This window comes from Fontibacillus panacisegetis (assembly GCF_900102215.1).
Classification (GTDB): Bacteria; Bacillota; Bacilli; order Paenibacillales; family Paenibacillaceae; genus Fontibacillus; species Fontibacillus panacisegetis.
Genome location: NZ_FNBG01000019.1, coordinates 23,797 through 36,150, shown reverse-complemented (window position 1 = coordinate 36,150; position 12,354 = coordinate 23,797). Strand labels below are relative to the sequence as shown.

Genomic DNA, 12,354 nt, shown 5'->3' with positions numbered 1-12,354 from the left:
AGTGATACACATTTTTGGATTATATTTTATCTATTTTCTAAAATAATTATGGCTAAAGTCCGATAACAACAATATACGACTATTTGGAAGGTTTCCGACAATTATAGGCGGAAATCACGAAATGTTAATAAAGGAGAGAGAAACCTATGCATCGCATTAAAAAGCCCTTTGTATGGATTATGCTGGCAGCATTGATTATTACGTTGTTTCCGCCAGGGGTAGTTCAAAAGACGGAAGCAGCAGCCAATTATTTTTTACCAGATGATGTGACTCTTCGGAATACTTCACTCCGTTCAACTGCGGTAGATGACACAAACGTAATTGCTCGGGATGACACTATGTTTATTACAACCAACCCTACTATTACTTTTACAGGCACTTACTCGCATGTTACCGAAGATTCGTTGAAGGTCAAAGTAGAACGGTTAACTTTAAATACTAAAACAAAAAAGTGGGAGACGGATTCAACGCAATTTAGAAACGGAAGTATTGCCAGAGATACTTCATCCTCCACTTATTTGCAAAAATTCAAAGTAACGAATCTGTCCCTATTCTCAGGGTTCAATAAAATTACTTTGTCAGGATCTCAAAACGGGGTTACCCGTGAAGACACTTTTTATATTCTGTTTGATCAGGTTCCATATGTTCAGGATCTGAAGCTTCAAGGCTCCAGCTATGGAACCATTTACTTAAATGAAGGTGCGGAAGTAGTTTCGGATAAATCCAACGTATCTATTTCCGGGGAAGTTAAAAATGCTACAGAAGTTACTGTAAGTGTTAATGGCGGTACAGGCTTGGTAACGACATTGACTCAAACAGGTAAATTTTTCTCGCCATCACTTAATTTGAGTCCTGGTCAGAATAAAGTCGTGATTAACGTAAAAAGTGGAGCAGACTCTGTAGCTATTGAGCGTTCCATTTACTTTTTTGATAAAACAAAACCATTTGATAAGATTTCCCTTGTGTATAATACACAAAACTATAATGTACTCAATAATGTAGCTACGGTTACAGATGTGGCAGGGGCAGCTATTCCTGCATCAGGTACTATCAAATTTTCATTGCTGCTGAATGATACAGGTAATACATTTGCTACTAAAGGTAGTGTGACTCTTTCAGACTTGAATAATACAACTAACGGGCCTGTAACGACGTTTAATAATTTAACTGAAACTCAAATTTTAGCACCTGACGGTGTTAGCAATGCATACCGATTGGTGGAAGCAGAGATTCCAATCAGTTTTGCAAACGGATCTCAGCGTTTTAATCTAAATGTGCAGTATGATAACACGTATACTACATTTGCAAATATTAATTTCAAGTTCTTGCCGGGTGAGACGGTAGTAACTGGTTTGAAGTATATAAAGGATATTACTGCTCTTCCTGCAGATTTAAGTACTTTACCTGACTTGGATGGCACTATAGCCGAGAAAGAAGAGTTCTATATCCTGGTTACAGCGGATCAGAACTTTAATGCTGGTGATTTAAAGGCAGTGTATATGCCGAGGGAAACCTCAGGACCAACTTTAACTCCGCATACAGCTGTAACTGGCAACCAACACATATATAAAGTCACTGGGTTTTCCAGTGGCAACCAACAGGTTAAATTTAGCATTGGAACATCCACGGCTTCCAAGACCGTTTCAATTTCGTATGCAACTAAAAACTACATTTTTGTAGATGGTTTATATGATGGACAAGTTATTTCCAAAGACTCCAGCGACCCAGGGCAACTTAAAATCCCTGTTAAAGGGGAATATCGCGATTTTGAGAACTTATCTAATCCACAATTTTTTGTGAACGGGATTGCTAACGATAAATTAGTGCCTCCAATCACTTTTGCACCAACAGTGGGAGCTTCGGGAGACCCGACTTTCTCCTTCGATCTTCCGATTGATATCCAAGGACCACTGTATTATGGGGAAAACCGGATTAAATTTACCGGAGTATCAATGGACGGCAAAGGAAACTCCAGAACAGTAGTCAAGGAAATAAGAGTTTATATTGAGGATACTAATGTATCCAGCATTTCTGTTTTCCGGCCTAAGATTTTTGATCAACCGGTAAGCTTTTTGGGACTAAAACTTGATGATACAACTGGGGCAAACGCTGATTTGACTAACATTCTGGCAAGTTCTCCCCAATTCAAGCTTACGAACGGGATTTATGAAACCAGTGCACAAAGCTATGATTTGGTCATTCAGGGCAGTGGTGCTAAAATCATTAACCTGTTGAGAGGGACTGATAGTGTATTCTCTTCTCAAAAGGATGGACCTTCAGGAAATGTTGATCTTAGTGATATTCTGACTAAAACAAATATGGCAACTGATGGTACTGGTACACAGATTTTTAGCGGTACGATTGATCGACCTGGAAAGCCTGATCTGCAGTATGAGCTAGCAGTGTTAAACGGTAAATTTGTACTTCGGATAAAAGATATTGCCCTGGATTCTTTGGGGAGCCAAGTGTATAATCTGGAGCTAATTAACTCGACTGGTGCTCGTACAACTCAGAGACTAGAGATATCGCGTGTGTTAGCACCTTATCGAATTCTGTCTCCTGCACCTACAGTTGGAGATCAAATCATCGTTAACAAAAACTTTGTACGTTTTGATATTGAGGCAGAGGGAGCAACAAAGGTAATTATTGATAAAGGTGAAGCTATTCAACGCACTGATTTGGCTCAAGGCGCACCTGCACGGTTTATTTACGACTATGTCGGATTGAAACCGGATAAAGCAACCAAGATTAAAATTCAAATCGTACGTGGCAATGAAACATTAAATGAGACAATTGAGGTTTATTACACAAGTGCGATCGCTGTAGATTCACAATACATGACGGAGAAGGTAACCAATAAATACTCCGCCTTTAATAAATCGGTTGAATTAACGTTTCCTAAAGGCACGGTCTTGAAGACAGCCAACGTACCAGCGGGTAAAGTAACGAAGTTCTATCCTGATAATAAAATACTGTTTGGTATTGCTGATCCTAGCAACGGTATTGTTGAACGTAGAAATGATTATGGCAACTACTTTAATATCGATAAGGATGCAAGAACACCGGATGGCCTTGCAACTCTTACATTGCCTGAAGATATAGTAGAACTATTTAACTCGACAGCCAAGACAAGTAACTTTACCCGAGTGTCCAATTTTTATTGGATTCATGGTGGTATTGGGGAAACAGGTACAGGAGAGGCGTATAAACCTTCAACTAACGGTCTTCCACCATATTCGATTCTCCCGCAATACTCTGATTCTCAGAACTTCAGAGATGTTCTCTTGAGAGAGCCGGAGAGAAAGTTGATTCCTTCTCAACGCGGTACTTTAAAATTGACCTTTAATAAGAATGTAGTTGATGAAGCTGGTACTACAGTAACTGTATTCCGCTTTAATGAAAATTCGGAGTGGGAAAATGTTGGCGGTACTGTAAATTCGAAGAACAATACAATTACAGTGCCATTTGATGATTTTGGCTATTATGTAGTCATGAAGCAAAGCAGAGGCTTTAACGACATTACTAACCATCCTTGGGGACGTAACATTCTAAATGCGTTATACTCTAAAGGTATTATGTCAAATGTTCTGCCAAATGCGTTCGGAGCTGATGATCTGACTACGCGTGGCGAGTTCGCTACATTACTTGTTAAAGGGCTAAATATTCCTTTGAATTATGACAATAAAATTCAAACCTACTTTGATGTTGTGCCTGGTGCGAAAACAGACACCTGGGAATTTAAGTATATTGAGACTGCATCCAGAGCGGGTATTATTACCGGGATTTCTGAGGGGTATTTTGGTGTAGAAGAGCCTCTGACGAGAGAACAGGCTGCTATGATGATTTCTCGTGCACTTAAACTTAAGCTACCTGCTAACGATGATAAGCTGAACTCCGCATTGGCCAAGCAGTTCCTGGACTCAGGCAAAATTGATCGCTATGCACGCCCGGCAGTACAAGCTGTGTACAAAGCAAAAATCATGGATGGTCAAAGCGTTCCTGCGACTGGGAAGGCTAAGGTTTCCTATAATTTTAATCCAAAAAATAATTTGACACGTGCTGAAGCTGGTAAGATTGCTGTAGAATTGCTTAAGAAGAGTAGCAGTATTTTCCCTAAAAATCTAAGCTGATTATAGGTTTGGAACCTATCCATTGGAAGAAATCCGTGGATAGGTTCTTTTATTTCCAATTACATCTTTTTGTAATTTGATGAAGATTAAGATACAATAGCAATGTAAGAGATATATTTTCGCAAAAGGGTGAAATTGAACAGATGAAACCGATTTTATCAAAACCACAGCTGGGATATTCAAAAGCAAAGAGAAAGTTTGAGGATAGATCCAAAATTTTGGAGAAAAAAATTGAAGAGACGGCCAAGGAGCAAGAGGTAACACAGGAAGTGATGGAAGGCCTCGTTGTTGAGACAGGATTTCATGATGCTTTTAATGATTTGCGGGAAGCAGAGAATGAACTTATCGAATGGTCTCATAATACAATGAAGCATGAGAAATCATATAAGGATAATAAACAGGCTATTGACGATATGTATCTGAAATTGAATACCGACCCTCAAATGAGAAACCGCATAATTCAATTGGCGATGAGAGTAAGATAATCTCTCTAAATATTTCACAAATAAGACGTCCACCAGGACGTCTTATTTGTGTTTGTCTTACATAAATTATTGTTATTGGAGTAGATACTGGAAAAACTTGCGTAGTGACTGGCATATTCAGGGATGTTATACTAATTTCCGTCAGACAGCAATGGAGAAAGAAAGTTGTAAACGTGGCTAAGTTTAACAAAGTAACAATCTTGCAATTTTTTTTTAGAAACTGCGCAACTTTTTGAATTTTGCTACGTCTAACATGTAGAGCATTGACAATGATGACCAAATTAGACATTCCAGTTAGTGCCTTATGGGGAAACTTGTCTATCTATTAGAAAAATTAGCTTTACGGCACTAGGGACTCATTGTATAATGTTTAGGTAGGATTAGGAAACTAGTATTTTCTGAATTCTATTAAACGTGTTTACAAGTTTCTGCGGGTTGCTCGCAGACCTAATTTATAGGAAACCTGCTCAGGCTCTGGAAAGGGGGTGCAATGGCTAATGAGTAACACGAGCTATTCATTTAAAGAAAATTCTCATGCGATAGTTAATCAAGGAGGAGAAAAAAAGGTTATGAAGAAAATTTTATCCGTAGCTTTGTCTACAGCAATGGCATTCTCAATGTTTGCTTCTGTAGCATTCGGTGCTGACTCTAAGTTGTCACCAGAAGCTCAATTCAACGTATTGAAAGATGCTGGTATCGTTACTGGTTACCCAGACGGTACTGCAGGTCTTGACAAATTCATCACTCGCGCAGAACTTGCGAAAGTAATCGTTAAATCAATCAACCTCGATCCAGTGGACACAACTTCTTACAACGATAAGAACTATGCAAAACACTGGGCACGTACTTACATCGAAGCTGCTACTCAAAAGGGCATCCTCGAAGGTAAAAATGCCGAGAAGAAATTGTTTGACCCAAGCGGCAATGTAACAGTTCAAGAATTGGCAGCAGTTCTTGTTCGCGCATTGAAACTTGAAGTTCCAACAGAAACTAACAACAGTGCTGCTGACTGGGCTAAAGGTTATGTTCAAGCAGCAATCAACGGTGGCTACCTTGCAGAAGGTATTAACTACCAAGCTAACGCTACTCGCTCCCAAGCAGTAGTTGCAGCTTACGCTTTCTACGAAGCTAACCAAGTTCCTACAGTCTCTAAATACGAAGTTAAGGACAGCAAGAACGTTGAGTTCACAATGTCCGATGGCGAAGTTGTTAAAGTAGCTTTGGAAAAAGCTCTCGAAGCTAACAAAGAAACTGAAGTGAAATTCACTTACAAGGACAAAGAGTACACTCACAAAGTAACTTATGTTACTACAGTGGCTCAAAAAGTTGAAAGTGTTAAATCCGAAGCTTTGAAACAAATCGTTGTAACTTTTGATGGTTCTGTAGATGCAGCAACTGCTGGTAGCGAAGATAACTATGTTATCAAAGATATTGAGTTCCGCAGTGCTACTTTGTCAAATGACAAGAAGTCTGTAACACTTTTGATTGATAAAGATTCCAGCGCTCTTATTAACCAAAGAGAAGTTGAATTGGAAATCAAGAATGTTAAGAACGAAGATGCAACTAAAACTTTCAATGAGAAAGTGAAATTCACCCCTATTGACGTAACTGCTCCTACAGTTAAAGAAGTAGTTGGTTTGGGTACAAAAGCGTTCAAAGTTAAGTTCAGTGAACCGATTCAATCAGCAGTTGCTTCCAGCAGCTTTAGAGTTGATGGTAAAGCAATCGGTGCTAACGTTAAATTCCAATATCCAGACACAGTTATTGTTCAAACTAACTTGACTGTTGGTGAACATACCGTGACTGTAGAAAATGTTAAGGACTTTGCTGGATTAGCTGTTGCTGCGGTTAACAATTCATTCACTGTAGCAGAAGACACAACTGCTCCATCTGTAGTTTCCGCTACATCTAAAGACCTTAAAGAAGTGACTGTAGAATTCGACGAAACAATTAAATCTGTTTCCGAGGCATATGCAAATTCTTCCAGTCATAAAGCAAGCAAAATCGAGATTGAAGATAACAAAGTTATCTTGACATTTAAAGATGCAATTAACTACACAGAAAACACTATTACCCTGAAAGGTGTTAGTGACTACAGCAACAACAAAGCAGACAGAGAAGTTAAAGTAACTCCTAGCTTGGACACAGTTCGTCCTACAGTAGTTGAAACTAAGATTGAAATTGACTCTCTCGGTCGTTATGTTGCGAAAATCAGATTTTCTGAAAAATTGCATGAAGACTCTTTGAAGAAAGACAATTTCGTTCTGAAAAATTCAGAAGGTAAAATTGCTGATGTATCCGGAGTGAACAGCAACAGTGGTAATCCACACATCACACCAACTTTTGCGAATACTAAAAATACTGAGATTTCTGTAAATCTTGGATATGGCCTGAAATCTGAGAAATACACGCTCACTATTTCTAATGTGAAGGACAATGCAGCTGTTCCAAACTTGATCATTCCTGTAACTGTTGATTTGGATATTTCTAAAGCTCAAAATGGTGAAATTAACCGTGTATGGGTAGAAAAATATTCTAATGACTCTTACAACTATATCATTGTTGAATTCAACAAAGAATTGAGTACAAGTGGAGAAGGCGATGCTACATCACCTGCTAAGTATTTCTTGTACAAAGATGATGCTAAGATCGGTCAATTGACAGATAAGGAAAATGAAGTTGAATTACTTACTTCCAAATCTGTTCGTATCAAAGTTACTAATAGTACTATAACAAAGGACTACAACAGAGACGATCTTGTTAATCCTGCTAACAAATTCAAAATTGTTGCTAGTTACATCAAAAATTCTGAAGGTGAATACCTGAAGAACGGTAACAGCTATGAATTGGTAAAAGAAATCACTGATGGAACTGTTACGATCAAGGATAATAAAGCAAAAGCTATCAGCACTGATGAAATCAAAGTAGAATTTAATTCTGCACTTAACACTTTGGTTGATTCTGATTTCTATGCTAAGGTTGGAACTACAACATATTCTGTTACAGGAACATTAGCTGGTGATGGAAAATCCGCTACATTTAAGCTGGATAAGAAATTTACTGCTGATGCTGCTGATGTTAAATTCGGAACTAAATCGGGAACATTAGCTTCTCAAAATGAATTTGGAGCTCCATTGAAGAATTTTGTAGGTAATGAAGTGACTGTTGATGATGAAATTAAACCTGAACTTAAAGGGGATTCTGTTGCTGTTGCTGTAACTGGATCTGCAACTACGGCTACTTATACTTTCACACTAACAGCTACTGAAAAAGTTAAATTTAATACCGAAAAATTCGATTTTGCTGATTTCCAAACTTCAGATGCTGTTAAAGGCTTATGGGAAGTTAAAGCTAATACAAGTAATAATGTAGAGTACAGTGGTACTGTAAAACAGGTTATCGTTTCTGGTGCTGATGATAAAGTCCAATTAGTAGTAGAATTCAAGCTAAATAATACAGTAGTAGAACTTCCTAGAAATGCACAAGTTGTTATTAAGCTAAAAGCTGAGAATAATGACGGTAAGTATATTATTGATGTTGCTAAGAATGCACTGAAAGCTGACAATACTTCTATAGTACTTAACTAATCAATAATTACTGATTCATTCTCAACCTAAGAACGGGCCTCGTGCCCGTTCTTTTTTATATTGCCTTTAGCTAGTTGAGCTTGTGATATGTGTGGAATAAAAGCTACTGCTATTGAAAATTCACCTCATTGGTTAGGCATCATCTGATTGTAAGAGTTGTAGTTTTTCAATAGTCAAAAAACGGCTCAGCGATTATAGATTTAGAATTACAGATGCACCATAAAGTGCTCCAGGCAACCCTCAAAGTTCAAAGCCATATGTAGATTTTCTTTGCGATCCTCAAATCCGAAGTCATAGGTTATACTTAAAATCTCAATCGGTTATAAAAATTGAGATATTTTCCAAACTTTTTTGAATTTAATACGTATATAATGTATACGCACTAATTATAGGAGGTTTGAAAGTGAGAAAAGCAAAATTAGCTATGGCATCAATTGCTGTTACTGCACTGCTAAGTCAGAACTTTGTGGGTGTAATAGATGCAGCAGGATCATCTACGGTAAAACCATCAACAACCAAAAATACAACCCAGATTAAGACTTTGAACAATTTAAAGTCAGTAAAGATTACATCAAAAAGTGTTGTCAAATTATCGAATGTGAATATTCTATCTCAAGATGATGGAGGCCTATTGACATACACATTGACTTATCAGAACAATGATAAAAAGGCACTTTCTTTGGTTGATTATTGGACAAATGTCAAGACTAAATCTGGAACAGTTTATAGTGTTACTGTGATTGCCTCTGATAAAGAAAAGAAGAAAGTAGTTCCTGGTGCGACAACAAGCATTACATATACAACTAAAATTGCTAAAGGAATTAAAGTATCCGACTTGAGCTTCCAAATCATTAAGTGGAATTTTGGTGTTGCAGGGTATGAAGAAAAATTAGGAACAATAAATATTCCTTCAGACTACAAAGTTGCGACTCCGTTGAAAACTGCCCAAAAAATTTCGGTAAATAATTTATCGGCCAAATTAAAGGTAGATTCAGTTAGTGTTATTGGTTTAGGTGAAAACAATTATGTTCAGACAACATTGCAAATTGAGAATGTAGGCTCTAAAACGATAGAAAATCCAAATATGAAATATGTAGTTCAAACTTCAAGTGGAACAGCATTTGCATCCGCTGAAGCAGCGGGATCGAATTATCAAATTTTCCCGCAAGAAAGTAAAAAAATCAATCTAGTAACTAAAATTCCTAAGGCGGTAAATTTAAATAATTTACAACTTGTTGTAGTTCAGAATGATGAGACTACAAAGACCGATCTTCCGATTGCTTCTCTTGAGCTTGGAACTAAAAAAGGCCAAAATTCAGTAATTGGTGTAAAAAAAGAAAAAGTACTGGCGGTTGATAATAACAATATAGTTACAAGAATAGATAGTGTGTTGCGAAATCAAAATTTAGGAAAAAGTAACTTATCCATTCAATTTGTAGTTGCGAATAAAGGCGATGAATCGGTCATTTTACCAAACTATTCATTTGAAATTCAATCGGGATCTAAATCGTATCCGCTTGTTGCTAGTGGGATAGAGGGGTTAGCTTTAGAACCTGGGGAAGAGCAGTTGATCTCATTAGATGGGACAATACCAGTTGTAACTAATGCTGAACAATTGGAGCTAATTCTGAAGACGTCAACCGGGACTACATCAAATCCACAGGATCCAAATACAAAACCATCATCTGTTAGTAGCTATCCTCTCGTTGCCTATAAATTGCCTGAATATACAGAAATGCAACATGCAATGGGTAAAGAACGAATCATAAAAAATAATGATGGAACCTTTGGTGTCACTCTCGATACGATTCAGAAGCTTCCATGGAATGATGGAAACCTGTTGGTTACAAAGATTACGATTGCAAATAAAGGAACTAAGGCGGCTAAGCTGCCAGAACTTACAGGCGCTTATAAAATGGATATGACAAGCTTAAGCAGTGCTGTACAATTGATCAATAGCAATAATACACAGATCATTGCGGCTGGAGAACAGTCAAGTGTATATGTTGTGGGAAATGTACCATCAAATCTGAAGTTTTCTATGGTACAAGTTCAGTTGCTTCAAAAGGTAGGAGCAGAAAAAACTAATAATTGGATCATGTTCTCGAACTATGGGGAAACTAGTGACTTAAAAGTAGTAAAAGACGGAACCTATTTGGATTTGAATACTGCAGGAAAGAAAGCTGATCTTCAAACACGGAAAACTTACATGTATAAAGGCAGCACAAATGATATTATCTACACTGAATTGATCATGAAGAATAGAGAAAAACAGCAAATAAATCCGTCTCAGCTCACAGGATATTTCTTGACTGATAAAGGACAGTATTATAAAGCTGAAGTTAACCAGACGCAGAATGCGGTAGGTCCAGACACCGCAAGCATAGTATCATTTTCTGCTAAAGTTCCAAAAGGAGTGACTGTATCAAATTGGAATCTGGTTGTAGGTGAAAGTATTACAGAGAATAAATTTACAGAACCAGAGGGCAAGCCAACAGGATATGTCAATGCTTCTGCTTTGGAGTTGAATATGGATAGTAGAAGTATTCAGAGTAACTTGAAGAATGTGGAATTGTTCCCTTATAACTTGACAGTTAAAGAGATTAAAGGAAACACAAGTTCTTCTGGATTAGAAATTAAATTAAAATATGATTTGAGTCGTGATTTAGCTTTTGATATGGGTAAATTCAACCATAAGTTTGTCCTTGAAGTAATGGATTCAAGTGGTGCAAGGTTTGAGAAAGAAATTGAACTGGATAAGGATTTTGTTCTGGGATCAAATCAAACATTCTCCTATGTAGTGAATGATTTGATATTCGCAACTTCAAGAACTGGAGCCTTCCAATTCTCTATCTATGACTCGTACCAAGGCGAAAAAGTAAAAATAGCAACACAAGCTGCTGCTTATGATAATGGACGTTTATTCGATTAATCTTACTTACTAGTGATTATTTAAAAAGGCAAAAATCCCTCCAAAGGGATTTTGCCTTTTTAACTTGTCCATATCTACTAAAACCACTATCATAAGATTAATAGAGAAATGTGGTAAAGAGGAGGAACAGGATGAAGACAGCATGGAAAGTAGTGACAGCTGCTATAGTGATTGGTGGCAGTGTATGGGCAGGGGCAGCTTTTAACCTGCAGGCAGAGGGAGCGGGTGTTACAGGACAGCCTGGAACAGCAGATGATCCTGTTGTGACAAAGAGCTATGTTGATCAGGCAATACAGCAGGCTTTAAAGAATGGTGGAACAACTGTTACGACACCATCAACACCATCAACAACCTCGCCTTCAACAAATAACAATAGTGAGGCCCCTGCAGCTTCAACCGAGGCCGTAAGTATTGTTGAAGTCAAACCTGGAGAAAAATTAATAGCATCTGCCGGTACGGAGTTCGTCGTTCGTTCTGGAAAAGCGGTTATATATAGTGAAGATAAGAACGGTGTAGCAGATTTAACGGATGGGATCGATATAACAAATGGTGGGGCAGTGACCAACAACCATCTGTTATCTTTTCCTAGAGAAGGACGTGGAATTCAGGTCCAAGAGGGAAATACGCATAACTTGACTGTAATGGTACGTGGCGGCTATACAATTAAGTAAAATTAGGATCTACCCTGAATATTGCCAAAAGTAACAATCATTATATGGGCTAGATCTTCAGGTAGGAGACATACTAATTCCTGAGGACAACATTATTCAGGAGGTGTAGTAGTATGGCTCGAAATAATCGTCAAATCATACCTGAAAGTCGTCATGTTATTCAACAATGGAAATATGAAATTGCTGCAGAATTTGGGCTGCCTGTAGGATATGGCAGTGGAGCTACTGGAGCAGACACGGAGTTTGCAGGCGAACTTGGATCATTAGGTTCAAGCGGTAGCTACACAAGCAGTTGGGGACACCTATCGTCTCGTGAAAATGGCTCAGTAGGTGGAGAAATTACTAAACGACTCGTAGCTGAAGCTCAACGAAATTTATTAAATTAAATTTTTATAAATTGTCCTTCAATTATTTTGACATGACTTGGTAAATAAGATAATATGACATTTGAGGATTGTCAATTCAACCTTTTCCGCTAAGGAAAAGGTTCATTTTTTGATATGTATACATTAACTGTTATCCTCATCGTTACACTTTATTATATCTAGT

General features: G+C 37.7%; 6 protein-coding genes. All 6 read left to right on the top strand.

Annotated features, from left to right (window positions below; translation table 11 throughout):
* Positions 1–146: 146 nt before the first annotated feature.
* The 6 genes from BLS49_RS15730 to BLS49_RS15705 all read left to right on the top strand — a co-directional run bounded on the left by BLS49_RS15730 (position 147) and on the right by BLS49_RS15705 (position 12,191).
* The gene (locus tag BLS49_RS15730; RefSeq protein ID WP_091232526.1) at positions 147–4,130 is read left to right on the top strand and encodes an S-layer homology domain-containing protein; all 3,984 of its coding nucleotides are present in this window, start codon (positions 147–149) and stop codon (positions 4,128–4,130) included.
* A 143-nt stretch (positions 4,131–4,273) separates the two neighbouring features.
* Positions 4,274–4,615: a hypothetical protein gene (locus tag BLS49_RS15725; RefSeq protein WP_091232524.1), complete on the top strand. Its 342-nt coding sequence runs from the start codon at positions 4,274–4,276 to the stop codon at positions 4,613–4,615.
* Positions 4,616–5,112: 497 nt separating this feature from the next.
* Positions 5,113–8,202 (top strand): S-layer homology domain-containing protein, encoded by a 3,090-nt coding sequence (locus BLS49_RS15720; protein ID WP_091232520.1) that lies wholly within the window; start codon positions 5,113–5,115, stop codon positions 8,200–8,202.
* 403 nt (positions 8,203–8,605) lie between these two features.
* Positions 8,606–11,134, top strand: a complete 2,529-nt coding sequence (locus BLS49_RS15715; protein WP_091232516.1) for a hypothetical protein — start codon at positions 8,606–8,608, stop codon at positions 11,132–11,134.
* 131 nt (positions 11,135–11,265) lie between these two features.
* The gene (locus tag BLS49_RS15710) at positions 11,266–11,805 is read left to right on the top strand and encodes a hypothetical protein (protein ID WP_091232512.1); all 540 of its coding nucleotides are present in this window, start codon (positions 11,266–11,268) and stop codon (positions 11,803–11,805) included.
* 113 nt (positions 11,806–11,918) lie between these two features.
* The gene (locus BLS49_RS15705; protein WP_091232508.1) at positions 11,919–12,191 is read left to right on the top strand and encodes an alpha/beta-type small acid-soluble spore protein; all 273 of its coding nucleotides are present in this window, start codon (positions 11,919–11,921) and stop codon (positions 12,189–12,191) included.
* Positions 12,192–12,354: the final 163 nt, after the last annotated feature.

Bases quoted from the DNA above. Each gene is read 5' to 3' on its own strand.
- BLS49_RS15730 (WP_091232526.1), top strand. From the start codon at position 147: ATGCATCGCATTAAAAAGCCCTTTGTATGGATTATGCTGGCAGCATTG.
- BLS49_RS15725 (WP_091232524.1), top strand. From the start codon at position 4,274: ATGAAACCGATTTTATCAAAACCACAGCTGGGATATTCAAAAGCAAAG.
- BLS49_RS15720 (WP_091232520.1), top strand. From the start codon at position 5,113: ATGAGTAACACGAGCTATTCATTTAAAGAAAATTCTCATGCGATAGTT.
- BLS49_RS15710 (WP_091232512.1), top strand. From the start codon at position 11,266: ATGAAGACAGCATGGAAAGTAGTGACAGCTGCTATAGTGATTGGTGGC.
- BLS49_RS15705 (WP_091232508.1), top strand. From the start codon at position 11,919: ATGGCTCGAAATAATCGTCAAATCATACCTGAAAGTCGTCATGTTATT.